The organism is Oceanibium sediminis, assembly GCF_003265325.1.
In the GTDB taxonomy this organism is placed as follows: domain Bacteria; phylum Pseudomonadota; class Alphaproteobacteria; order Rhodobacterales; family Rhodobacteraceae; genus Halovulum; species Halovulum sediminis.
In genome coordinates this window covers 18627-41569 of the sequence record NZ_QGNX01000006.1, presented here as the reverse complement: position 1 = coordinate 41569, position 22943 = coordinate 18627, and the positions used below count along the sequence as shown (strand labels likewise).

At 67.9% G+C, this 22943-nt stretch carries 22 protein-coding genes; 14 read left to right on the top strand and 8 right to left on the bottom strand.

Annotated elements, in window-relative coordinates; genetic code table 11:
- Positions 1-3 precede the first annotated feature (3 nt).
- The 7 genes from DJ029_RS15585 to DJ029_RS15555 all read left to right on the top strand — a co-directional run bounded on the left by DJ029_RS15585 (position 4) and on the right by DJ029_RS15555 (position 6018).
- Positions 4-846, top strand: a complete 843-nt coding sequence (locus DJ029_RS15585) for a dihydroorotate dehydrogenase electron transfer subunit (protein ID WP_112323420.1) — start codon at positions 4-6, stop codon at positions 844-846.
- The gene (locus DJ029_RS15580; protein ID WP_112323419.1) at positions 840-1784 is read left to right on the top strand and encodes a dihydroorotate dehydrogenase; all 945 of its coding nucleotides are present in this window, start codon (positions 840-842) and stop codon (positions 1782-1784) included. Before DJ029_RS15585 ends, DJ029_RS15580 begins: the two co-directional genes overlap by 7 nt.
- Complete coding sequence (locus DJ029_RS15575; protein ID WP_198671169.1) at positions 1781-3070, top strand: Zn-dependent hydrolase; 1290 nt, start codon at positions 1781-1783, stop codon at positions 3068-3070. Before DJ029_RS15580 ends, DJ029_RS15575 begins: the two co-directional genes overlap by 4 nt.
- Positions 3060-4142: a dihydroorotase gene (gene pyrC, locus DJ029_RS15570; protein WP_112323418.1), complete on the top strand. Its 1083-nt coding sequence runs from the start codon at positions 3060-3062 to the stop codon at positions 4140-4142. The genes DJ029_RS15575 and pyrC overlap by 11 nt, the downstream gene beginning before the upstream one ends.
- Positions 4129-4824: an orotate phosphoribosyltransferase gene (locus DJ029_RS15565; RefSeq protein ID WP_112323417.1), complete on the top strand. Its 696-nt coding sequence runs from the start codon at positions 4129-4131 to the stop codon at positions 4822-4824. Before pyrC ends, DJ029_RS15565 begins: the two co-directional genes overlap by 14 nt.
- 11 nt (positions 4825-4835) lie before the next feature.
- Positions 4836-5156, top strand: a complete 321-nt coding sequence (locus DJ029_RS15560) for a hypothetical protein (protein ID WP_112323416.1) — start codon at positions 4836-4838, stop codon at positions 5154-5156.
- Between the two features lie 175 nt (positions 5157-5331).
- Positions 5332-6018 (top strand): hypothetical protein, encoded by a 687-nt coding sequence (locus DJ029_RS15555; protein ID WP_112323415.1) that lies wholly within the window; start codon positions 5332-5334, stop codon positions 6016-6018.
- Positions 6019-6166: 148 nt separating this feature from the next.
- On the opposite strand, the gene DJ029_RS15550 is transcribed toward DJ029_RS15555, so the two are convergent.
- Positions 6167-7468, bottom strand: coding sequence for an MFS transporter (locus DJ029_RS15550; protein ID WP_112323414.1), 1302 nt, complete (start codon positions 7466-7468; stop codon positions 6167-6169).
- A gap of 266 nt (positions 7469-7734) precedes the next feature.
- Between DJ029_RS15550 and DJ029_RS15545 the strand changes: the two genes are divergently transcribed.
- The 3 genes from DJ029_RS15545 (at position 7735) to DJ029_RS15535 (ending at position 10304) form a co-directional block, all read left to right on the top strand.
- The gene (locus DJ029_RS15545) at positions 7735-8427 is read left to right on the top strand and encodes an ArsR/SmtB family transcription factor (protein ID WP_112323413.1); all 693 of its coding nucleotides are present in this window, start codon (positions 7735-7737) and stop codon (positions 8425-8427) included.
- A gap of 78 nt (positions 8428-8505) precedes the next feature.
- Positions 8506-9345 (top strand): DUF6544 family protein, encoded by an 840-nt coding sequence (locus DJ029_RS15540; protein ID WP_112323412.1) that lies wholly within the window; start codon positions 8506-8508, stop codon positions 9343-9345.
- Positions 9342-10304 (top strand): peptidoglycan DD-metalloendopeptidase family protein, encoded by a 963-nt coding sequence (locus DJ029_RS15535; protein WP_112323411.1) that lies wholly within the window; start codon positions 9342-9344, stop codon positions 10302-10304. The genes DJ029_RS15540 and DJ029_RS15535 overlap by 4 nt, the downstream gene beginning before the upstream one ends.
- Before the next feature lie 158 nt (positions 10305-10462).
- On the opposite strand, the gene DJ029_RS15530 is transcribed toward DJ029_RS15535, so the two are convergent.
- The 5 genes from DJ029_RS15530 to DJ029_RS15510 form a co-directional block, all read right to left on the bottom strand.
- Complete coding sequence (locus tag DJ029_RS15530) at positions 10463-11473, bottom strand: medium chain dehydrogenase/reductase family protein (protein ID WP_112323410.1); 1011 nt, start codon at positions 11471-11473, stop codon at positions 10463-10465.
- Between the two features lie 20 nt (positions 11474-11493).
- The gene (locus DJ029_RS15525; protein ID WP_112323409.1) at positions 11494-12447 is read right to left on the bottom strand and encodes an alpha/beta fold hydrolase; all 954 of its coding nucleotides are present in this window, start codon (positions 12445-12447) and stop codon (positions 11494-11496) included.
- A gap of 40 nt (positions 12448-12487) precedes the next feature.
- Positions 12488-13306 (bottom strand): CPBP family intramembrane glutamic endopeptidase, encoded by an 819-nt coding sequence (locus DJ029_RS15520; protein WP_112323408.1) that lies wholly within the window; start codon positions 13304-13306, stop codon positions 12488-12490.
- Positions 13307-13594: 288 nt separating this feature from the next.
- Positions 13595-13981, bottom strand: a complete 387-nt coding sequence (locus DJ029_RS15515; protein ID WP_112323407.1) for a hypothetical protein — start codon at positions 13979-13981, stop codon at positions 13595-13597.
- Positions 13965-14588, bottom strand: coding sequence for a TetR/AcrR family transcriptional regulator (locus DJ029_RS15510; RefSeq protein WP_112323406.1), 624 nt, complete (start codon positions 14586-14588; stop codon positions 13965-13967). Before DJ029_RS15510 ends, DJ029_RS15515 begins: the two co-directional genes overlap by 17 nt.
- A 235-nt stretch (positions 14589-14823) precedes the next feature.
- On the opposite strand from DJ029_RS15510, the gene DJ029_RS15505 reads away from it, so the two are divergent.
- From DJ029_RS15505 to dusA, 3 genes are all read left to right on the top strand, one after another.
- Entirely contained in the window at positions 14824-16122 is a 1299-nt protein-coding gene (locus DJ029_RS15505) for an efflux RND transporter periplasmic adaptor subunit (protein WP_112323405.1), read from the top strand.
- Complete coding sequence (locus DJ029_RS15500) at positions 16119-19193, top strand: efflux RND transporter permease subunit (protein ID WP_112323404.1); 3075 nt, start codon at positions 16119-16121, stop codon at positions 19191-19193. Before DJ029_RS15505 ends, DJ029_RS15500 begins: the two co-directional genes overlap by 4 nt.
- Before the next feature lie 188 nt (positions 19194-19381).
- Positions 19382-20404 carry a tRNA dihydrouridine(20/20a) synthase DusA gene (gene dusA, locus DJ029_RS15495; RefSeq protein WP_232823103.1) on the top strand — a complete coding sequence of 341 codons (1023 nt, stop codon included), beginning with the start codon at positions 19382-19384 and terminating at the stop codon, positions 20402-20404.
- A 98-nt stretch (positions 20405-20502) separates the two neighbouring features.
- On the opposite strand, the gene DJ029_RS15490 is transcribed toward dusA, so the two are convergent.
- The gene (locus DJ029_RS15490) at positions 20503-20928 is read right to left on the bottom strand and encodes a YeeE/YedE family protein (RefSeq protein WP_112323402.1); all 426 of its coding nucleotides are present in this window, start codon (positions 20926-20928) and stop codon (positions 20503-20505) included.
- Positions 20928-21359 carry a YeeE/YedE family protein gene (locus DJ029_RS15485; RefSeq protein WP_112323401.1) on the bottom strand — a complete coding sequence of 144 codons (432 nt, stop codon included), beginning with the start codon at positions 21357-21359 and terminating at the stop codon, positions 20928-20930. Before DJ029_RS15485 ends, DJ029_RS15490 begins: the two co-directional genes overlap by 1 nt.
- A 122-nt stretch (positions 21360-21481) precedes the next feature.
- On the opposite strand from DJ029_RS15485, the gene DJ029_RS15480 reads away from it, so the two are divergent.
- Positions 21482-22756 (top strand): hypothetical protein, encoded by a 1275-nt coding sequence (locus DJ029_RS15480; RefSeq protein ID WP_112323400.1) that lies wholly within the window; start codon positions 21482-21484, stop codon positions 22754-22756.
- Positions 22757-22943: the final 187 nt, after the last annotated feature.

Genomic DNA, 22943 nt, shown 5'->3' with positions numbered 1-22943 from the left:
CCCATGACACAGACCGACACCGCCGCCGAAGTCCGGACTTCGGCGAACGGGGAAGCTTTCGAAGCTGAAACCGTCGTGAAGAGCAACGAAGAGGTGAACGGAGAGTACCGTCTGCTGATCCTCGACGCGCCTCAGCGGATCCTGAACTGCCGCCCTGGCCAGTTCTTCCACCTGCTCTGCCCGGTGACCACCGCGCACCAGCCCTACCTGCGCCGCCCGATGAGCATCTACGGCTTCTACCCCGAGCGGGGCGAGCTGCACTTCCTTTACAAGGTGACGGGCGAGGGGACGCGCGCGCTGGCCGAACTGCGCCCGGGCGATACGCTGAACGTGCTCGGGCCCCTGGGGCACGGCTACACGATCCAGGACGACTGGCAGAACCTGCTGCTGGTCGCGCGCGGCGTCGGGCTGGCCACGCTGGCCCCGCTGGCGCAGGAAGCGCGCCGCCTTGGGCGCAAGCTGACGGCGATCTGTTCCGCGCGCAGCCCCGAGGTGCTGATGTCCGTCGACCTGTTCCGCGAAATGGGGGCGGAAGTGATCACCGTGACGGATGCCGAGGGCACCTCCGGCATGGAGGACATCCGCGCCACGATCGAGGCCCGCATCGCCGCCGGAGAGGTGGACGCGCTTTATACCTGTGGCTCCAACCGGATGCTGAAGCTGTTGCAGGACATCGGCGCAAAGCACGGAATTCCGGGCGAAATCGCGCTGGAGCAGCAGATGGCCTGCGGCCTTGGCATGTGCCAGTGCTGCGTGCGCTCTTTCCGCCGCGACAACCGTATCGTGCACGAACGTGTCTGCCGCGAAGGCCCGGTCTTTGATATGCAGGAGGCAATGGGATGGTAGATCTCACCGCGAAAATTGGCGCGCTGACGCTGAAGAACCCGATCATGCCCGCCTCGGGCACGTTTTCCGAGGACCTGGCCGACGTCATCGACATGAACGCGCTCGGCGCGCATGTGACCAAGACGATCACCCGCGAAAAGCGCGGCGGCAACCCGACGCCACGGGTTTGCGAGGTGCGCGGCTCGATGCTGAACTCCATCGGCATTCCGTCCAAGGGGATCGACTATTTCATCCAGAACGTGATCCCCTTCTACCAGAAGTACGACGTGCCGCTGATCGTCAGCATCTCGGCCAACAACGCCGACGACTTCGCGCGCATCTGCGAGGAAATCTCGGTCCCCGGCGTGGATGCGATCGAGGTCAACATCTCCTGTCCCAACATCGAGGAGGACGGCAAGGCCTTCGCCATGCGCCCGTCCACCACGCACCAGGTCATGACCCAACTGCGCGGCGCGTCGGACCTGCCGCTCTGGGCGAAACTGTCACCCAACACGGGCGAGACGAGCGAGGTCGCCCAGGCGGCCGAGGATGCGGGCGCGGACGCGCTGGTGGTGGCGAACACGTTGCTGTCCATGGCGATCGATATCCATTCGCGCAAGCCCAAGCTAGGCAATCTGATGGGCGGGCTGTCGGGGCCGTCGCTAAAGCCAATCACGCTGCGCATGGCCTATCAATGCGCCAAGGCGGTGGACATTCCGGTGATCGGCTGCGGCGGGATCTCCAAGGCGGAGGACGTGATCGAGTACCTGATCGCCGGCGCCTCGGCGGTGCAGGTGGGCACGGCCACCTTCATCAACCCGACGGCCATGATCACGATCATCGCGGAACTGGAAGCCTACATGGCGGCGAACGGCATGGCGGATCTGTCCGCGCTGGTTGGGTCCGTGCGCGATGACGATGCCGCCGATGCCGTGGTCTTCATGGAGACCGCGCCGTGACCCGTATCGGACCCGTCGTGGTGGACGACTGCGAACAGACGCGCGCGGCGGACCTGTTTGCCACTATCGCGGACATGAGCCCCGACAAGGCGGGTGTCAGCCGCCCCGCCTTTTCCGAGGTGGAAACCGCCGTGCTCGCCTACCTTGAAAAGGTGGCGGGGGATGCCGGACTGGCCGTGTCCTATGACGTGGGGCAAAACCTGGTGATGTCCCTGCCAGAGGACGCTGAGGCAGAGAAATTCGTGCTGGTTGGCAGCCACGTGGACAGCGTGCCCATGGGCGGCAACTTCGACGGGCTTGCGGGCGTGATCGCCGGGCTTATGTGCCTGCTGCGCGCCCACGACCGGGGCGAGCGGTTCGCCCGCCCGGTCAAGGTCATCGCCATGCGGGGCGAGGAAAGCGCGTGGTTCGGCCCGTGCTACATCGCCTCCAAGACGCTGATGGGCGTGCTGAGCGAGGAGGAGCGCCTCTCGCAGCACAAGCAGGACGGGCGCAGCCTGGAGGATCACATGCAGGGCGTCGGCATCGACATGGCCCCTGTGCGCGCCGGCAAGCCGTTGATGGATGCGGCCACGATCCTTGAGTACATCGAGCTGCATATCGAGCAAGGCCCGCTTCTGATCGGCAAGGATATGCCCGCCGCCGTCGTCAACAGCATCCGCGGCAACCACCGTCACAAGCGGATCCGCTGCATCGGCGAGGCGGGGCATTCGGGCGCCGTGCCGCGCGCCTTCCGCCGTGACCCCGTCCTGGCCATGGCCGACCTGCTGTCCCGTCTGGACGAGGCGTGGCTGTCCATCGTGCAAAAGGGCGGCGACCTTGTCCTGACCGCCGGCGTCGTCCACACGGATTCCGAGCGCAACGCGATGTCGCGCATTCCGGACCTGGTGGATTTTTCCATGGACATCCGCAGCCAGAGCGCGGAAACGCTCGACGGGATGCGCGAGTTGCTGCATCGCGAGGTGGCGCAGATTGAGCGGGAAAGACGGGTGCGTTTCGAATTCGACCAGGCCAACCTGACCGCGCCCGCGTTGATGAGCGGGGCTGTCGTCTCCGGGCTTGAGGCCGCGATGGAGCGCCTCGGGCTGGAGCCGATGGTCATGGCCTCCGGCGGGGGGCATGACGCGGCGGTCTTCGCCAACGCCGGTGTGCCGGCGGCCATGGTCTTCGTGCGCAACGCCAACGGCTCGCACAATCCGGACGAGGCGATGGAGATCGACGATTTCCTCGTCGGCATGTCGATCATCTACGATCACCTGACCGAAGGCGCGGCCCATGCAGACTGAGCTGATCCTGCCGCGCCCGGACGACATGCACCTGCACCTGCGCGACGGGGACATGATGCGGGCGGTCACGCCGTACTCCAGCCGGGATTTCGCGCGCGCCATCATCATGCCGAACCTCGTGCCGCCCGTGACCACGCTTGAGGCGGCCACCGCCTATCGCGACCGGATCCTGGCGGCGGTGCCAAAGGGGCAGGACTTCCGCCCGATGATGACGCTTTACCTGACCGAGACGACAACCCCTGATGAGGTGGCGGCGGCCTTTGCGTCGGGCATCGTGAAGGCGGTGAAGCTCTACCCGGCGGGGGCGACGACGAACTCGGACAGCGGTGTGAAGGACGTCAGGAACGTGATGCATGTTCTTGAGAAAATGTCCGAAATCGGAATGCCGCTGCTGGTGCATGGCGAGGTGACCTCAGCCGAGATCGACATCTTCGACCGCGAGGCGGTGTTCATCGACCGCGTGCTGGAACCGCTGCGCCGCGCGCTGCCTGACCTGCGCATCGTGATGGAACATGTCACCACCAAGGACGGCGTGGATTACGTCCGTTCTGCCGATAGCGGGCTGGCGGCGACGCTGACCACGCATCACCTGGTGCTGAACCGCAACGCCCTCCTCGCCGGGGGGATCCGCCCGCACTACTACTGCCTGCCGGTCCTGAAGCGGGAACGCCACCGGCTGGCGCTGCGGGACGCGGCGGTGTCTGGCGATGCGCGCTTCTTCCTCGGCACCGATTCCGCGCCCCATGCGCGCTCGGCCAAGGAAAGCCCTTGCGGCTGTGCGGGCATGTTCACCGCCATCAACACGATGCCGATCCTGGCCAGCGTGTTCGAGCAGGAAGGCCAGCTTGACCGGCTGGCAGACTTCACCTCAAAGCACGGGGCCGGTTTCTATGGGCTGGAGCCGACCGCCGCGCGCCTCCGCCTGGTCAAACGCGCCGAACCCCTCGACTGGCCTGCGCAGATCGATGCGGGGGGCGACGAAGTAACGGTGTTTGATCCCGGCTTCCCGGTGTATTGGCACGTGGCCGACCAGCCGGGCGCGACAGAGGAGCAGAGCCATGAAGACATATGATTACCCCGATCGCGCGTTCATCGCCCGCACGACGGCGAAGATGCTGCTGGAAATCAATGCCATCCACTTCTCCAAGGAGCAGCCGTTCCAGTTCACCTCCGGCATCGCCAGCCCGGTCTATATCGATTGCCGCAAGGTGATCGCCTATCCCCGCGTGCGCGCCGCGATGATGAGCTTCATGGGCTCGGTCCTGCAACGCGAAGTCGGCTTCGAGCAACTCGACGCCATCGCCGGGGGCGAGACCGCCGGCATCCCCTTCGCCGCATGGCTGGCGGCGGACCTGGGCCTGCCCATGCAATACGTGCGCAAGAAGCCCAAGGGCTTCGCGCGCAATGCCCAGATCGAGGGCGACCTTCTGGACGGTCAGCGCGTCCTGCTGGTGGAAGACCTGACCACCGACGGGGGCAGCAAGATCAACTTCTGCAACGCGCTGCGCCGCGCGGGGGCGGTGGTGGATCACACGATCATGCTGTTCTACTATGACATCTTTCCCGAAACGGATCGCAACCTGGCCCGCCACGGCCTGAAGCTGCACTGCCTGGCGACATGGCAGGACGTGCTTGCGGTCGCCAAGGAAACCAATGCCTTCGACACCTCCACGCTCGGGGAAATCGAATCCTTCCTGAATGCCCCGCTGGTCTGGTCCGGCAATCACGGCGGCGCAACGTCAATCGTTACCTAGAGGAGACACCGATGTTTGCAGATCTGATCACCATCCTTGAAGAAAAGGGCAGAGGGCTGAACGCCTTTCAGAAATGCGCCGAAACCGCCCGTACCCGCGCGGCCGAAGGGACCGAACAGGCCGCCGCATGGGCCCTGATGAGCGTGATCGCCAGCGAATTCGTGGATGCGAACGAGCGGATGGCGATCTCCACCAGCCAGATCAACTGGCAGATCGAACAGTATGTGGACCAGGCGAAGAAGCTGGACGAAGCCTTTGCCAGCGGCGATGCCGCGCAAAAGCTTGCCGCGACGAACGCGGTCGCGCGTGCGCTGATCAAAAGCGCGGACTGACCGTTCGCCGGCCGCGCCCCCGGGCGGCGGCCGGCGTGATCTCTCCAAACGGCCTTAACCAAACTTTAGGGTCTTGTTTGATATGGGAAATTCCTGAGAGCTGCGGTGTCTCCGTTCGGCCTTGCGCCGGGCGATTTCCTCGCGGTTTCACCTGTCTCACGAGGAGTTACCCGAGATGATAAGACTTGCCCTGGCCGTCATCCTTGGCCTGAGCGCCACCGCCGCTGTCGCGAATGACCCCCTGTCGGATAGCCCCGACGGCGCGGCCCCCCTGCTGGCGGCAGGCGCGATGTCCCCCGGCGAGGATCGCACCGGGCTGAGCCTGCGGGGCAACGTCTCGACACTCGGGCTGGGAGGGGAGTTGGCCTGGCGCGTCAATGACCGCCTCGGCATCAGCGCCCCCTTCGGCTCGGCCGAGATGAACGTCGATGGCAAGGTCGAAGGCTACGACATGGATGGCACCGTGAACCTCGGTGGTTTCGGGCTGATGGTCGACTTCTACCCGATGGGCGGCGCGTTCCACGTCTCCGGCGGGGCCTTTCACACCAACTACAGCGCGCATGGTATCGCGTCCGACGTGAATATCGACGGTGTGATCACCGATGTGACGATGCAGTTCGACCAGAAGCGGAAGGTCGCGCCCGTCACGGCCATGGGCTGGGACTGGCGGCTTGGAAAGCACGGCATGGTCTCGGCAGACCTCGGAGCGATCATCGGCTCGGGTTTCGACCTGACGGCGAGTGAGAGTTCGGGACTTGTCACGCAAGACCGCGTCGATGCGGAAACCGCGGATATCCGCGACACGGCGGGCCGCTTGCGGGTGCTTCCCTACCTGAAACTGGGCGTCGGCATCAATTTCTGAGCTGGGTGGGCGCGCCTCGGCACCCCAAAGCGCGCCGCTGTCCTGTTGCGGTGTTCGCGCGGATGGCGCGGATCGTGCCGCTTCATGTGGTGCGGGCGTTCGCCGTTCTTCAACCGGGGCCGCACCGGCGGTGAAGTCGCCCTGGGCATCAGGTATCGTGAGGATCGGCGGGATTTATCCGCGGGTGCGTTTCCTCGGCAAACCAGAACAGCACGGCGCCGGAAATGAACATAGAGATCGCGACGAACCAGAAGGCCGCCTCGATCACGCCCGTCGCGCTTGCGACGAGGCCGAGGCCAAGCGCGCCGATCGCGTAGCCGAGGTCGCGCCAGAAGCGGTAGATCCCGATCGCCGAGCCGCGCCAGGCGGGCGGCGTGATGTCCGCGACCGCCGCCGACAGGTTCGGGTAGAGCAGCGCCATGCCGAAGCCCGCCACCCCGGCCGAGACCGACCACCATGCAGCGCCCGTTCCCAGCACCACGAGGGCCACGCCGGCGCCGCAGATCCACATGCCCAGCACATTGGGCCAGAAACGGCCGACGTGGTCCGAAAGCCGCCCCGTGACAAGCTGTGATCCGCCCCAGACGAAACCGTAGACGCCGACGATCCAGCCGACCTCGGTCAGGCTGGCGCCGCGGCTCACCAGGAAGACCGGGAACAGGGTCCAGACGAGGGCATCGACGAATTTCTCGACCAGCCCCGCCTGGCTGATCGCGAAAAGACGCCGGTCGCGCCAGCTCATCATCGCGAAAGCCTCGCCCGTGGTCGGCACCGCGGAGATGCCCCGGGGATAGCGCGGCAGCGATTTCGGCGGCGTGGCCGTGTGCGCCGCGCTCTCGGCCCGGGCCCAGGGAAGCGTGTCCTTCACCCAGACCATGGTGAGGATCAGCGCCAGTACGACCACGGCCAGCCCGAACACCAGAAGCCCCGTGCGCGCGCCCAGCCACGCGGCGGCATAGGCGGTCAGGATGCCCGCGCCCGCGACGCCGACGTAGCCCGAAAACTCGTTCAGACCCATCGTCAGCCCCCGTTCCTCGGCCCGGGTGATGTCGAGCTTCGCGGTTTGCGTCATCGACCAGCAGAGCCCCTGGTTGACGCCGAGCAGCACGGTGGCCGCCACGATCCAGGACCAGTCGGGCGCGTGCCAGATCATTGCCGGGATCGGCAACGCCACGACCCAGCCCCAGAAAAGCACCCGTTTCCGCCCGATTCGCTCCGACCAGCGGCCTGCCACGAAGTTCATCACCGCCTTCACCGCGCCGAAAGCCACCACAAAGGAGGTCAGCAGCAGGAAGGAGCCGCGTTCGAGCCCGAACTCACTTTCCGCAAGCGCCGGGATCACGGTGCGGGTCATGCCGATGGCAAAGCCCACCAGCATCACCTGGATCAGCTGGTGCGTGACCTGTCCGGCGTTTTCGCGAATACCGTGTCTCAGATCGCTTTCGGTCATGCGGCGGGCGCCTTCGTCGTCGGCCGCAGGCCGGGTGGGCGGCACGACACCGGGCGGGGCAGGGGGGACCCCACTCTCCGACCCGGCCTGGGGGCGCGGTGATTGGGGAACGGCTCGTTGGCGATGTCCATGCCCTCGCATCCTTTCGCGCGCCGCGCGACACGTCTGCCCTCGATCCCGGCATACGGCGTTCGGGGTTGCGGGGCGCGGGGTTTTCGATATGATTCAATCAATCACTTGATTGATCTATCCACGGGAGTCGCCCGATGTCAATCAGCCCCAAGGCTGCCCTGCTCGAAGAATACGCCCTCATCGCGCGCGCCCTGTCCGCCCCGGCGCGGCTTTCGATCCTCGAACAACTGGCGCAAGCCCCGCGCGGGGTGGAGGGCCTGGCGGAAAAGACCGGCCTGACCCTCGCCAATTGTTCGCAACATCTTCAGCACCTGCGCCGGGCGGGTCTTGTCACCAGCCGGCGGGACGGCAAGGCGGTGATCTATCGCCTCACCGACGCAACGACGCTTGGGCTGATGGACCTTCTGCGCATGGTGGCCGAGCGGAACCTGGCCGAGGTCGCGCGTATTCTTCGCGGCCTGTCGGACGGGGAGGACCCGCCCGAGCCGGTCAGCCGCGCAGAGCTTGCCGCCCGGCTCGCCGAAGGATCGGTGACGGTGCTGGACGTGCGGCCGGCGGACGAATACGCCGCCGGGCACATTCCCGGCGCGCTCAACACGACCTTGGCGACGCTTGAGCAGTTCCTGCCCACGCTTTCGCCCGATGCCCGGATCGTCGCCTATTGCCGGGGGCCTTACTGCGTCTACGCGCATCAGGCCGTCGCGGCCCTGCGCCGCCAAGGGTTCGACGCGCGCCGGATGGAGGGTGGCCTGCCGGAGTGGCGCGCGGATGGAAGGCCGGTGTTTCAGGGGACGGACGAGCCGCTTTCCGCCGGTCCCGCCCGATAGCCGGAATTGATCTGCCTCATCGAAGCCGTGATCCGGGGGCGATAGCGAGGGGAGCGTAACCTTCGGAGCGATTCACCCATGAAAATCCTCTTCGCGATCCTCGTCGTTGTCGCGCTTGTGCTTGTCGGGCTGGCCGTGCTCGCTTTCCTGGACCGGCGCGCCGACCGGGCGGAGTGGGAGCGGCTGACAGCGCTGCAGCCGAAGGATCCGCCGCTTTTCACGGCGCAGATGGTGGCCGACCTGCCCGAACCGGCGCGCCGCTATTTCACTTATGCCATCAGCCCGGGCACCCCCCTGCTGCCGGTGGCCGATATCGGGATGACCGGGCAGTTCAGCCTGGGGACGAAGGACGACCCGCGCTACCAGCCGATGGAGGCGCGCCAGCTGCTCGCCGCGCCCGAGGGGTTCGTCTGGGCCATGAACACGACCGGGGGCATGCCCGTCGCGGGCTCGGATTCGGGGCGCTGGACGCGGTTCCGGATCTTCGGCCTGGTCCCGGTCGCCCGCGCCGGAGGCGATGTGGATCACGCCCGCTCCGCCTTCGGGCGTTTCGTGTCGGAGGCCGTGATCTGGTCCCCCGCGGCCGTGCTGCCCGGGCCGGGCGTGACGTGGGAGGCGGTGGATGACGATACCGCCCGCGTCACCCTGCGCCGGGGGCAACTGGCCCAGGCGGTGGACATGACCCTCGATGCCGAGGGGCGTCCGCGGGTCGTGTCTTTCGAGCGCTGGACCAACGCCAACCCGGAGAAGACCTTCCGCCTGCAACCCTTCGGCGCGGTGGTGTCGGACTTCCGCGAGGTGGCGGGCTATCGCCTGCCGTTCCACGCCGAGGCGGGCAACATGTTCGGCACCGACGACTATTTCCCGTTCTTCATCGCCGATGTCACGCAAATCCGCTTCCCGGAAGCGCAACCATGACGGCCCTCGTCCTCGGCATCCAGGTCGCCCTGCCGCTGGCGCTGCTCGCCTGGCTGACGCTCCTGCCGGCGGGAAGCGTTGTCGGGGGCGCACTTCAGGCGGCGGGGACGGGGGCGATGCTGTTCGCCCTGGCGCGCATCGCGCAATGGGCGGTGCCGGTCTGGTGGTTGCTCTGGGTCTACGGCGCGCTTTGGCTGGGGGTTGTCCTTTACTGGGTGCTGGTAGCACGCTCCGGTACCTGGCCCCTGCTGCCCGAGGGGGCGTGGGGCTGGACTGGCCTTGCGCTGGCGGCCCTGCTTTGTGCTTTGGGTGGATGGTACGGGGCGCGGGCGCTAGCGGGACGCACCCTGCCACCCGTTGAGGTAGTGGACATCGCCACCCCGTTCGGCCCCGGTCGCTACCTCGTCGGGAATGGCGGGTCCGACGCTGTCGTGAACGCCCACATGAAGACGCTGGATGCCAGCGTCGAGCGGTTCCGGCCCTGGCGCGGGCAATCCTACGCGGTCGATTTCTTCGGGCTCGGGCGCTTCGGGCTGCGCGCCGACGGTTGGAGGCCCGCCGATCCGGCGGGATACGCGATCTTCGGTGCCGAGTTGCGCGCGCCCTGTGCGGGCAAGGTCATCGCGGCAGAGGGCGATATGCCGGATTACGACGTGCCTGAGCAGGACCCGGTCAACCGCCTTGGCAACCATGTCATCCTGCGCTGCGGCGCGGCCGAGATCGTCCTTGCGCACATGCGCCAAGGCAGCGTCAGCGTTGCCGCCGGGGATAGCGTCGCAGTGGGGGACCGGCTGGGCGAGGCGGGCAATTCCGGCGCGAGCACGGAGCCGCACCTGCATATCCATGCGCAGCGTCCGGCGGAGCAAGGCGCACCGCCGATCTCGGGCGCGCCACTGGCCTTGCGGATCGAGGGGCGCTTCCTCGTGCGGGGGGACCGGCTGACCGGCCAGCCGGAATAAGGCAGGTCGCCGCGTGGCCGATGACATTCGCCGCGCTGGCCCGCCGTCAGGATCGGACGCGGCCCAGCTTGCCAGTCCCCGCTTCGGACGGGATTACCGCTCGAGGCACTGTCTCCCGGTGCAAAGCGTCACCGGGAGGGCTTTGAAAACAAAATGCCTTATGCCTCGGACACCCGCAGGACCAGTTTCCCCGCGACCTCTCCGGCCTCGATGCGTTCGTGGGCGCGGCGAATGTCCTCCAGCGGGAGCTGCTCGGCGACGACGGGGGCAATCCGCCCCTCGGCCAGCATGGTGAACAGGCGCGCAAGATCCTCGCGGAACCAGTCGGGGTGCTTCCGCCGCATCGCGCCGATGGAATAGAAGGCGGTGGCGTGGCCGTTGGGCAGCCAGTTCCAGAGCTTGAGCTTCACCAGGTCCAGCGGGATCGAGCCGCCGTGGCCCAGCACCTCGTTCTGGAAGCCGAAGGCGATCAGCATCCCGCCCGGTTTCAGCACGTCAAGGGACCGCGACAGGCTTTTGCCACCGAGCGGATCGAAAACGAAATCGACGCCATCGCCAAGGGCCGCCTTCAGCGTGTCCAGGGTCGCATCCGCCGCGATCGGCGTGGCGCCGAGGCTGCGGATCAGGTCGTGCTTGGATGCGACATCGGTGCCGAAGGCGGTGATGCCCGCGTCGCGCGCCAGTTGCAGCATCGCCGTACCGACCGCGCCGCCTGCCCCGTGGATCAGCAGGCTCTGCCCCGCCCGCGCCCTGGCCACGCGGTTCAGCATCTGGAAGGGCGTGACCGACGAGAGGATCATGCTGAGGGCGTCGATGTCCGCGATGCCCTCGGGTACGGGGGTGAGTCGGTCCTCGGGCAGGCAAAGATACTCGGCATAGGCGCCGATCGTCGTCAGGTCGGCCACGCGGTCGCCGGGGCGAAAGCGGGTCGCCTTCGGGCCCACGGCGTCCACCACGCCGACGAGGTCGTAACCGGGGGTGAAGGGCGGCTTCTCCTTCACGTCGCGGTAGAGCCCCTTGCGGATGATCGCGTCGGTGAAGGCCGCGCTGGTCACAAGGACGCGGATGCGTACCTCGGTGCCGTTCGGCTCGGGCAATGCGTCGCGCGTTTGCATCTCCAGCATGTCCGGGCCGCCGAAGCCGGTCAGCACGATCTTGTTCCAGCTCATTCGGGTGTCTCCATCGGGGGTCAGCCTTGGCTCACGAAGGTTGTGATCTCACGTGCCACGTCTGTGTCGTGGCCGAGCCAGATATGCCCGCCCTCGGGCCAGATCACCAGCGTTGCTTCGGGGATTCGCACAGCGAGGCGTCGCGCGGTGTCCGCCGTGGCAAAAAGGTCGTCCTCGCAGGACAGGATCAGCGTCGGCACCCGGATCTTCTCATACGCGGTGGGCGAGGGGGCGCCGGCCCAGAAGCCGTCCGTGCGCAATCCGTCCGCCTTGCGGCTGATGGGCAGAAGCCCGGCGAGGATCAGCTCCGCGCGCCGCCGCTCATCCGGTGTGACGCGGGACAAAAGCGCGGGATCGGTGGCGAGCAGGGTCCGGATCATCTGCCCCGGCGCGAGCGTGGAAAGCCCCCAAAAGGCAAGGTCCGAGCCCAGCACAAGGTTCACCGCCAGCCGTTGCGCCGGGGTGAATTCCACCGGGTCGCGGCCGGTCAGGTTCGCCGCGGGCACCAGCAGGACGAGGTGCGAACACCTGTCGGGATGGCGCAGCGCGAACTCGGCCGCGCTGAGCGCCCCGGCCGAGCCGCCGATGACGGGCAGGCGCGCGATGCCCAGGTGATCCAGTAGCGTCACCAGAACATCTGCCTGGTGCGCGGGCGAGGCATCCTCGGGAAAGGCGCTGCGCAGGTAGCCGAAGCGCGAGGGGGCGACGACGCGAAAGCCGCTTTCGCGCAGCGCATGGGCGAAAAGCAGGCCCTGGTCGAACCCGCCGCCGGTGCCGTGGATCATCATCGCCGGGGGGCCGTCGCCAGCAACGGCGTACTCCAGGGCACCGGCCTGCGTGTCGATCACGCTGCTGCGGCGGGCCAGCCGCGCATGGGTTGCGGCCATCGTGCTCCGGTAGGCGCCGGTCGCGTAGGCCCCGCCCGCCAGGGCCAGGCCGCCCAGCCCGGTCAGAACCCTGCGGCGGGTGGTCATTCCAGCGCCCCGATGCCGAGGCTGGCCGCCCGCACCCCGCTCACCCGGCGGCTCTTAGCGCGGCCCGGGGCGCGGGGGGAATGACCTCCGTCATAGCGCCCGCGCGGGTGAACATCGTCTTGCGGTGCCACCAGACGACGACGACAGCGACACCGGCGAGGATCCAGGTGTCCCAGGGCTGCGCGTCCGGCCAGAAGGGGTTGATCAGCTGCCAGTGGAACAGCATCGGCCAAAGCAGGCTGCCGCCCGTGCGGTTCAGGATCGGCGTCACCAGAACGGCGAGCACGACGTTGCCAAGGAAGAAGGGCAGGAAGTTCCAGCTGCCGAACACCGTCCCCGCAAGGTAGAAGGCGGGCAGGTGCCAGAAGCCCCAGATCGCCCCGATCATCGCCCCGGCCCAGATCGGCGCCACGTGACGCTGAAGAAGGGGTTGCAGCACGCCGCGCCAGCCGAATTCCTCGACAGGGCCGAGGAACAGCATCATGAACATGACCGCGACCATCGGACCGGCCCCCTCGGGGGGCAGCGGCGCGAGGATTGGACCGCCCTTGACCAGCGATCCGGCCACGAAGACCAGCGGCGGGCCGATCAGGACGAAGGCTACCCATCCCGGTGGCGCGCGCCAGAGCAGGAGCCGCGACAGGAAGCGCCGCAAGCCCGCGGCGCCGGCATGGGAAAGGATCAGCACGAACGCCGCAATGGCGGGCGACCAGGTGGCGAGGAAGAAGAGCGGGTGCGAACCGCTGATTTCCCCGAACCAGCTTGTCGCCAGTGCCGGGGTCAGCACGTAGAGGCCGACGATCCCCCAAGTAATCAGGAAGGTGATGACCAGGAAGAGCGGAATGGTGCGTGAAGACATCGGACCTCGCTTTTCTCCCCGGTCGGAGGGTCGTTCATCATGTGTCATGCTTGAAGGAGCGCACGCGCCTTGAATAAGCTATTCGGGGGCGTCTTCCGTGATCTGTATCAACTTTCCACCGTGACGGGCCAGGTTGGCCCGATTCCTTGATACGCTGGCCGGCGAGACCGGTTGCACGGATTTCCGCGCCAACAGTGCGCCGCCGGTCTTTGCCGTGCAGTTCCTGGATGCTCCGGGGGCCGCGTCATTCCTGGAGCCGGAGGCGCCCCGCAGCGCCCCCCAATCGATCTATCCGCCCTGCATCGTCGGCCGGGTCTGACGCGCCACCAGCGCGAGCACCCCCCAGACCGCGCTGCGCAGGGTCATGGCGAAGACCGTCCGCATCTCGAACGCGCCGCCTTGGGCGACGTGCAGACCGAAGCCCGTGAACACGAGCACGGTCGCCGCGAATATGGCGAGAGACAGGGCGAACGCCCATTGCCGGCGCTGCCAGATGGCGTAGCCGGCGACGACATAGGCCAGCCCGGCCAGCGTGTTGAACCAGAGCACGAAGCCGACGATCCGCCCCATGTCGACCCCGCCGAGCAGGGTGACGCCGCCCGAGGCGATCGTCAGAAGTCCGAAGCCGATCGCGAAGAGCCCCGCGACAAGGGAAATCCTACCTGTCTTGCCCATCGGATAGATCCTTTTCTGTGCGCAGCAGCGCCATCTGAAGGTCGAAAAGCCGCAATCCTTCCGCGACCAGGGAAAAGCCGCGCGCGCCCAGCGTCCAGCGGATCGCGACCCCTTGCACAAGCGAGGTGAGCAGGATCGCGATATCCTCGGCGTTGACGTCGCGGCGCAGATCGCCTGACGCCTGCTGGTTGCTGATCGCGTCGACAAGGTGCCCCTGAAAGGTGGCCAAAAGCCCGCGAAACACTTCCCTCAGCGCGGTATTTTCCACCTGCAATTCGCGCGAGAACAGGATCGACGGCAGGGCAGGGGTCCCGGCAATGGCGTTCAGTTGCGCTGCGACCAGCGCCCGCAGGCGCGCGTCCGGTGTGCTGGTCTGTGCCTTGGCGGCGGTCCAGCTGCTGCGCAGGCGGGTCGCGATATTCTCGGCCACGGCCAGCCAGAGTTCGCCCTTGTTGGGGAAATGGCGAAAGATCGCAGGCTGGCTCAGGCCGACGGCCCGGGCCACGTCCGTCGTGCTTAGCCGGTCCGGCCCGATCCGGTCTGCCAGGCGCAACACCTCGGTGACGATTTGCGCTTTGCGTTCCTCAGCGCTTTGACGAGCGGCCATGGGTGTTCCTCTTGTTAGTGATAACTAACTAACATATACTCCCGCCAATAGCAACCTCGAGTCCGAGTCGGATGCTACCGACAGAGAGGCCCCGCCATGCGCCCCAAGACCGCCCCAACCAGCTGTTTCCAAACGCAGATCGGGCTGCGTCCCATGGCGGGTGGTGCGCCGTATCCGTCCCTCGCCGCCAAGGTTATGGCCTTGCGCGACAATACCCCGGCGCGGGGCTGAGGCCATGCGCGTTGCCCCTTTCCTCGCATTGGTTCCCATCGCGCTCGGGGTCGCGGCGGCGGGCTGGATGATCTCCTCCGCGCCGGAACCCGCCCGGGTTGAGGGGGGTGAGCCGGCCCATCCTGTCCGCGTGCTCACGGTCGCGGCGCAGGATCTTCGCCCCACGGCCACCGGCTGGGGGAACCTGCGCGCCGCCGACACCTGGGTCGCCGTGGCCGAAGTGCAGGGAGAGGTGATCTGGCGCCACCCGGACCTTGAGCCGGGGCGGTTGCTCCCCGCCGAAACAGAAGTGTTGCGCATCGATCCCACGGATTACGAGCTTGCGCTGGCGCAGGCGGGGGCCGACCTGGACGCGCTCGCATCCGAAGGTGCGCAACTCAGCGCCGAGGCCGCCAACACCGCCCGCATCCTGGACCTGGAGCGGGACCGCCTGGCGCTGGCCGAGGGGGACCTGGCGCGGATCCGCAGCCTGACCAAACAGGGCGCGTCCCCGCAAGCCCGCCTGGACGAGGCAGAGCGCGCCACGCTTCTGGCCCGCCGCACGGTGGCGGAGCTGGAAAACACGCTGGCCCTGATCCCGTCGCGCAAGGCGCGGATCGCGGCGCAGACCGCGCGGACGCAGGCCGCCCTCGACCGGGCGCGCCGCGCGCTCGCGCGGACCACGCTGACAACGCCCTTCGATCTGCGCGTCACCGAGGTCAGCGCCGAGCGGTTCCAGACCGTCGCACCCGGCCAGGTGGTCATCCGCGCCAACGGGATCGCCACGGCCGAGGTGGTGGCGCATCTGCCGATCGCGAGCTTTCGCCGCCTCGTCGCCAGCGCGCCCGGGGCGATCACCCTGGAGGACATGATGCGCGATGGGCCAACCATCGGGATCGACGTGACGCTCAGCCCGCTGGCGGACTCGGCCCAGTCATGGCCCGCCCGCGTCAGCCGGATCGAGGGCGCGCTGGATCCCCGTGCGCGCACGGTGCCCGTGGTGGTGACGGTCGACGACCCCTACGCCGGTGCCGACCCACCCCGCCGCTTGCCGCTGGTGCCCAACATGCAGGTGCAGCTTGCTTTCACGGGGGCGCCGAAAAGCGGGGTGATCGCGATCCCCGAGTCGGCGCTTCACGGGGGCATGGTGCGCCTCGCAGGCCCCGGCGACCTGCTGGAGTTGCGCCCCGTCACCGTCGCCTTTGCCCAAGGTGGGCAGGTGGTGATTGCCGAGGGGCTTTCCCCGGGTGAGCGCGTGGTGCTTGACGACATCGTGCCCGCGATCCCCGGCATGGCGCTTCTGCCCGTCGGGGCGGCGGAATGATCCGCTGGTTCACCGGGCATCCGACGGCGGGCAACCTGCTGCTGCTGCTGTTTCTGGCCGCCGGTATCCTGGCAGCCCCGGGCCTGCTGCGCGAGACTTTCCCCGATTTCCGCGCCGTCGAGGCAGAGATCACCGTGCCCTGGCGCGGCGCTTCCGCCGAGGACGTGGAAAGCGCGATCTGCGCGCCGCTCTGGGACGGGCTGCAGGGCGTGGAGGGGCTGGAGACCCTGACCTGCACCGCGCAGACCGGGCGCGCGCAGGCCGTGGCAAGCATGGCGCCCGGCAACGACTCACTTCGTTTCGTCAATTCCCTGCGGACCGAGGTTTCGGCGATCGACACATTCCCGGACAGCGCGGATCCCGCCATTACCCGCGAGTTGCATCGAACCGATCCGGTTACCTCCGTCGCCGTCTCGGGCGAGCTGCCGCTGGGCGAACTGGACCTTTATGCCGACGCGCTGTCCGACCGCCTGTCCGCGCTGCCCGGGGTGGCGACGGTGAACCGTTCGGGGCTCGGGACGCGCACGTTCCGGGTCTCGGCGCGCGAGGCGGTCCTTGCAAGCCACGGGCTGACGCCCGCGGCACTGGCCGCTGCCATCGCCACGCAGAACATAGACCTGCCCGCGGGGACGCTGGAAGGGGCGGGCGCGGACCTGACGCTGCGCTTCACCGCCGAGCGGGACACGGCGGTGGCGCTGGCCGGGATCCCGGTGCTGGTGCAGCCCAATGGCGCAACTCTGACACTGGGCGACGTGGCGGTGATCGAGGAAAGGTTCGAGCCGCCCCATGACCGCGCCTTCGTGGATGGCACGCCCGCGATCCTGATCGACGTCGCCAAGGCGCTTGACGCCGATGCGCTGCGTGTGTTCGACGCCGTCACCGCCCTTGTAGCGGAGGAGACGACCATCCTGCCCGACACCGTCAAGGTGGAGGTGGTGCAGGATGTCACCTCCATCATCCGTGACCGCCTGCTGATGCTGGTGCAGAACGGCGTGATCGGCCTTGTGCTGGTCGTGGCCGTGATGAGCCTGTTCTTCCGCCCCGGATTCGCGATCTGGGCCGCGATGGGCCTGCCGGTGGCGTTCGCGGGGGCCTTCCTGTGGATGGCGCTGACGGGGCTCAGCCTGAACATGATGACGCTGGTGGCCCTGCTCATGGCGATCGGCATCGTGATGGACGATTCCATCGTGATCGCGGATTCGATCGCCGTGCACGCCGCCAAGGGCGCAACGGTTCAAACCGTGGCTGCCGGGGTCGGCGCGGTCGCGCCCGGCGTCATCTCGTCCTTTCTGACCACGATGGCCGTGTTCCTGCCGCTGGCGTTTCTTGCCGGGGAACTGGGCGCCGTGCTTGAGGTGCTGCCGGTCGTCCTGCTGGCGGCGCTTGCCGCCTCGCTGGTCGAGGCGTTCCTGATCCTGCCGCACCACCTGAAGGGCGGCTTGAAAGAGGTCGCGCCGTCGCGCTTCCGTCGCCGCTTCGATGCCGGGTTCGACGCCCTGCGCGAACGCGGCGTGGGTCGGCTGGCCGATGCCGCGATCCGCGGGCGCTGGCTGGTGGCGGGGCTGTCCATCGGGGCGCTGATCCTGACCGTTGGCGCGCTCGGCGGCGGCGTGGTCAAGCGCGAGGCGATGCCCGATATCGACGGCGACGTGCTGGAAGCGCGGCTGATGCTGCCCGCGGGCACACCGCTGGCGCGCACCAGCGAAGCCGTCGCGCAGGTGGAGGCCGCGCTTCAACGCGTGAACGAACAACTCTCGCCACGGCAACCGGGCGCGCAACCGCTGGTGATCCGCCGCATTACCCGCATGGGGCGCAACCTGTCGGCGGGCGAGGCGGGCGCCCATGTCGCCACCGTGGCCGTGGACCTTCTGGGGGCCGAGACGCGCGCCAGCACGCTGGACGAGATCGTGACCCTATGGCGCGAGGAAACCGGGCCGTTGCCCGGCGTCACCTCGCTGATCCTGACCGAGCCGGGCATCGGCCCACAAGGCATCGCGCTGGAGCTGCGCCTGACCCATCCAGACCTGGCGACGCTAGAATCCGCGGGGCGCAACGCCCTGGCCGAGCTGCAAACCTACGCCGGTGTGCGCAACGCGATCCTCGACCTGCGCCCCGGCGCGCCTGAGGTGCGGCTGAGCCTGTCGCCGGGGGCCGAGGCCCTTGGCCTGACGGCCAGCGACGTCTCGGCGCAGGTGCGCGCCGCCTTCCTTGGCACCCGGCTTGCCGAGATCCGGCAGGGCGACCTTGCCTGGGATCTGGAGGTCCGCTTGAGCGAGACCGACCGCGACACCCGCGCCGACCTGGCCACGTTCGAGATCGCCCTTCCCGGCGGCGGCAGCGTGCCGCTGGCCAGCATCGCCACCCTTTCCGAGGCGCGGGGCTGGGGCAGCATCGCCCGGCGCAACGGTCTGCGCACCCTGACCGTTTCCGCGGACGTGGGCGGGCGCATCGGCAACGCCGATGCGATCACCGCCCGGCTGGCCGAGGGCTTCCTGCCGGAGCTTGCCGCCGCAACCCGCGGCCTTGGCTTCGAGATCGGCGGGCAGGCGGCGAACGCGGCTGAAACCGTCGGTTCGATCCTGCGCGGGTTCGTGATCGGGCTGGTGGGCGTCTACATCGTGCTCAGCTTCCAGTTCCGCAGCTACGTCGAGCCGCTGATCGTGATGCTCACCATTCCGCTGGCCTTCCTGGGCGTGATCTGGGGGCATGTGCTGATGGGATACAACATCTCCATGCCATCGCTCGTGGGCGCGGCATCGCTGGCCGGGATCGTGGTGAACAACGCCATCCTTCTGGTCGGCGTCATCAAGTCCCGCCGCGCCGAGGGCCGCTCGGCCAGCCACGCCGCCGGGGAGGCGGTGCGCGCGCGGTTCCGGCCGATCTTCGTGTCCGTCTCGACCACGATCATGGGCATGGCGCCCCTGCTGCTGGAAACCTCGACCCAGGCGCAGACGCTCAAGCCGCTGGTGATTGCCGTGGTCTTCGGCCTTCTGGCCGCCACGGTGCTGATCCTGCTGGTGCTGCCGGCGTTCTACGCGGTGATCGACGACATGCGCCCCGACAGGGGCTGATCGGGGCAGAGGCATCCGTCTTCCTTCCCGAGCTTCTTGATGCTATTCACCCGGGTCACCGTTCAGGGCGAGGCTTCGCCGGAGTTCGAGGGCGGCAGAACAATCGGGGACAGGGCAACATTTTGTTGCGCCACCCACGGAAACGGGGGCAAAACGCCCCAAGATCGAGGATGACCGGTCAGGTGACCATGAGCGCAGAGCCAGGAAAACAACGGGTTACCGACGTCCGTCGGGCCGCGCGGCTTTCCGTCGCCCCCATGATGGACTGGACCGATCGCCATTGCCGGTGGTTCCATCGCCGGCTCAGCAGGGAAACGCTGTTGTACACCGAGATGGTGACAGCCGCCGCGCTGGTGCGGGGCGGCGCGCATTACCTGCTGGACTACGATCAGGATGAGCACCCTGTCGCGCTTCAGCTTGGCGGATCGGACCCTGCCATGCTGGCGGAGGCGACGCGGATCGCGACCACGTTCGGGTATGACGAGATCAATCTCAACGTCGGTTGCCCGTCGGACCGGGTGCAATCGGGCTGTTTCGGCGCGGTGTTGATGCGCGATCCCGCGCTGGTGGCGGATTGCGTCAAGGCGATGCAGGGCGCCGCGGGCGACACGCCGGTCACGGTCAAATGCCGGATCGGCGTGGATGAGCAGGACCCCGCGCAGGCCTTGCCCGCGTTTCTGGAGGCGATGATCGGGGCCGGTGTCCGCCAGGTCACGATCCACGCGCGCAAGGCCTGGTTGCAGGGGCTCAACCCCAAGGAAAACAGGGAGATTCCGCCCCTCGACTATCCATTGGTGCTGGCGATGAAGGCGCGTTTCCCCGAGTTGTGGATCGGGTTGAACGGCGGTGTAACCTCGCTGGAGCAGGCGCAGGACCATCTGGCAGAGGGGGTTGACGGCGTGATGATCGGGCGGGCTGCCTATCACCAGCCGTGGGATATCCTCGCCCATGCGGATCAGCGGATCTACGGGGCCGATACGCCGGTGGTCGCGCCCGAAGAGGCGGTGCGCGCCATGCTGCCCTATATCGAGGCGGAGCGCACGAAGGGTACGCCGCTGCATCACGTCACGCGCCACATGCTCGGGGTTTTCGCCGGTCGTCCCGGCGCGCGGGCGTTTCGCAGGGTGTTGTCGGACCACCAGCGGCTGAAACAGGGTGGCCCGGAATTGCTCGAGGATGCATTGGCCGAGGTCGTTCCGCAGGCCGCCTGAGCTGAAGAGTATGCTACACGATACCGTCAGCGCCGATGTCGCTGGCGCTGCGCCGGTGTTGGCCTGACGCGCCCCTCGGAGCGCGTCAGGCCAGCCGGTTACGTCGCGGTGCGCGGCGCGCGGGCCTGGTAGCTGGCAAGCGCGATGCCGATCAGCATGGCGGTGGTGAACAGCATGGTCCCCCCCTCCATCAGCGGCAGGGCCGTCATCGCGGGGCCGGGGCACAGCCCGGCGATGCCCCAGCCGAGCCCGAAGATGGCCGAGCCGCCGATCAGCTGGCGATCCAGGTCCTGCCGGGTCGGCAGGTGGAACATCGGATGCAGCATCGGCCCGGAGCGGCGGTGCACCAGCCGGTAGCCCGGCAGGGTGACGGCGATCGCCCCGGCCATCACGAAGGCCAGGCTGGGATCCCACTGGCCCGCGATATCAAGGAAGTTCAGCACCTTGGCGGGGTTGATCATCCCCGAAACGATCAGGCCCAGCCCGAAGATCAGACCAGAGAGCGCGGCAAAGACGGGACCCATCACGACACCCCCAGCACATGGCGCATGACGAAGACGGTCAGCGCCGCCACGACCATGAAGGTGGCCGTCGCCACCAGCGAGCGTGTGGACAGCCGCGACAGGCCGCAGACGCCGTGCCCGCTGGTGCACCCCCCGCCGCGTACCGCGCCGTAGCCGACCAGCAACCCGCCGAGGATCAGAAGGATGGGCGTGTCCGTCAGAGCGATCTCGGGCTGCGGGGCAACCAGCAGCGCCAGCGGCATCGCCGCCAGAAGCCCGATGAGGAAGGCGAGCCGCAGTGAAAATCCTCCGTCCCTCGTCGGGGAGAGCACACCGGCTATGATACCGCTGATCCCGGCGATACGACCGACCGTCGCCATGAGGACGACGGCCGAAAGCCCGATCAGCGCGCCTCCGGCGAGTGACATGAGGGGGGTGAAGGTTGTTTCCATCAATCGGCTCCAGTCTTGGGGCCCGCGGGGGCGGGGCCCTGAAAATTCGTTTACCTTTTGCGCTTAGGATCGTCCCGGGTGCAAGGGCTGCGACCCGGCAAATTTAAGGCGGTAAAAAGCTCGTGAAGCTGCTTTTACATATCGGCACGGAAAAGACCGGCAGCACGGCGTTCCAGGAATGGGCGCAAGCCAATCGCCGTGCCCTGCTGGCGCAGGGGGTGTGGCTGGCGCAAAGCCTTGGCGTGCCAAATCACCGCGCCCTGTCCGTCATGGCGCGCACCGCGGATGAGGTCGAGGACGGTTTCGCCAAGTTCGGCGTCAATTCGCCGCGCGATCACGCCGCCTTTCGCGCCCTGCGCAGCGCCGCCCTGCGTGACGAGGTGGCGGCGGCGCGGGCCAGCGGCGCGACGGTTTTCCTGATCACCAGCGAACATTGCCACAGCCGGATGAAGACACAGGCCGCCGTCGATTTCGCCGCCGGGCTGTTGCGCCCCTTTTTCGCCTCGATCGAAATCGTCTGTTTCCTCAGGCCGCAGGCGGACATGGGGCTCTCGCTCGGCTCGACCATGTCGCGTTGCGGGCTGCATATCTCCGGGCGGCTGGTGCGCTCGATCGGGCCGGGGAACAGTTACTACGACTACCACGGGATGCTGACGCGCTGGGCCAAGGCCTTCGGGGATGCAAGCATTGTTCCGGTGCCGTTCCGCCCCGGCCCCGTGCCCTGGCTTGAGGACCGGCTGGGGCTGAACACGGAGGGTTTCGTGCCCGAGGCGCGGGTGAACCGGCGGCTCGACTATCGCACAGTTGCGCTGATGAACCAGATCGTGGGGCCGTCGAACGATGGCGCGCGCTCGGACGTTCCGCCGATCTGCCGGGACATCAACGCCGAGGAGGTGCCGTGCACCGACCCACTCAGCCTGTCGCGCGCGGATGTCGCGGCAATCACCGCGAAATTCGCGGACGGAAACGCCGCGCTTTGCGCGCGCTGGGGCAGCGTGACGGTCGCGGACCTGACGCCGGACCTGTCCCGCTGCCCCGAGGTCGGGACGCTTGAGCAACTAGAGCAGGCCGACACGGCCCCCGTGCTGCGCCATGTCATCGGGCGGCGCAACGCCGAACTGGCCCTCGCGCGGGCAGAGGCGTTGTTGCTGAAATCCATGCTGGCCGAGCAGGCCGGAAAGCGGGAGGACGCCATCGCGCTGCTCGACCAGGCGTTGCCGCTGCTGGACAAGGCCGCGACCTTCGAGCTGACCGCCGCCTGGGCAGGGGAGCAGGCCCAATCCTACCGCGCGCGCCTTGCCCGGCTGCGCTCGGCCAAGGCCGGGCGGCCGCGCCGCGCGCGCCCCGTGCTGGTCCGGCTCTGGCGCGGCATGAACGCGATGCGCTCGCAGGCCTGACTGGCCCCGCGCGGTATTGTCGGGCTCTGGCGCAGTCGGTGCGATAAGCGCATCGTCTGGGCCGCCAAATCCTGTCGGATCCTTCATTTCCGAAGCCGCCGCCGCACGGGCGGATGGTTGACACGACCGCGCGGCATCGGGTTTGTGGTCTCAGCAGCCGTGATGCCCGCCAGCGCGCTCAGACAAA

Coding starts and splice junctions, on each gene's coding strand:
- DJ029_RS15585 (WP_112323420.1), top strand. CDS start 4: ATGACACAGACCGACACCGCCGCCGAAGTCCGGACTTCGGCGAACGGG.
- DJ029_RS15555 (WP_112323415.1), top strand. CDS start 5,332: ATGATAAGACTTGCCCTGGCCGTCATCCTTGGCCTGAGCGCCACCGCC.
- dusA (WP_232823103.1), top strand. CDS start 19,382: ATGAGCGCAGAGCCAGGAAAACAACGGGTTACCGACGTCCGTCGGGCC.
- DJ029_RS15545 (WP_112323413.1), top strand. CDS start 7,735: ATGTCAATCAGCCCCAAGGCTGCCCTGCTCGAAGAATACGCCCTCATC.
- DJ029_RS15485 (WP_112323401.1), bottom strand. CDS start 21,359: ATGGAAACAACCTTCACCCCCCTCATGTCACTCGCCGGAGGCGCGCTG.
- DJ029_RS15530 (WP_112323410.1), bottom strand. CDS start 11,473: ATGAGCTGGAACAAGATCGTGCTGACCGGCTTCGGCGGCCCGGACATG.
- DJ029_RS15540 (WP_112323412.1), top strand. CDS start 8,506: ATGAAAATCCTCTTCGCGATCCTCGTCGTTGTCGCGCTTGTGCTTGTC.
- DJ029_RS15565 (WP_112323417.1), top strand. CDS start 4,129: ATGAAGACATATGATTACCCCGATCGCGCGTTCATCGCCCGCACGACG.
- DJ029_RS15580 (WP_112323419.1), top strand. CDS start 840: ATGGTAGATCTCACCGCGAAAATTGGCGCGCTGACGCTGAAGAACCCG.
- DJ029_RS15550 (WP_112323414.1), bottom strand. CDS start 7,468: ATGACCGAAAGCGATCTGAGACACGGTATTCGCGAAAACGCCGGACAG.
- DJ029_RS15560 (WP_112323416.1), top strand. CDS start 4,836: ATGTTTGCAGATCTGATCACCATCCTTGAAGAAAAGGGCAGAGGGCTG.
- DJ029_RS15515 (WP_112323407.1), bottom strand. CDS start 13,981: ATGGGCAAGACAGGTAGGATTTCCCTTGTCGCGGGGCTCTTCGCGATC.
- DJ029_RS15500 (WP_112323404.1), top strand. CDS start 16,119: ATGATCCGCTGGTTCACCGGGCATCCGACGGCGGGCAACCTGCTGCTG.
- DJ029_RS15505 (WP_112323405.1), top strand. CDS start 14,824: ATGCGCGTTGCCCCTTTCCTCGCATTGGTTCCCATCGCGCTCGGGGTC.
- DJ029_RS15490 (WP_112323402.1), bottom strand. CDS start 20,928: ATGGGTCCCGTCTTTGCCGCGCTCTCTGGTCTGATCTTCGGGCTGGGC.
- DJ029_RS15535 (WP_112323411.1), top strand. CDS start 9,342: ATGACGGCCCTCGTCCTCGGCATCCAGGTCGCCCTGCCGCTGGCGCTG.
- pyrC (WP_112323418.1), top strand. CDS start 3,060: ATGCAGACTGAGCTGATCCTGCCGCGCCCGGACGACATGCACCTGCAC.
- DJ029_RS15510 (WP_112323406.1), bottom strand. CDS start 14,588: ATGGCCGCTCGTCAAAGCGCTGAGGAACGCAAAGCGCAAATCGTCACC.
- DJ029_RS15520 (WP_112323408.1), bottom strand. CDS start 13,306: ATGTCTTCACGCACCATTCCGCTCTTCCTGGTCATCACCTTCCTGATT.
- DJ029_RS15525 (WP_112323409.1), bottom strand. CDS start 12,447: ATGACCACCCGCCGCAGGGTTCTGACCGGGCTGGGCGGCCTGGCCCTG.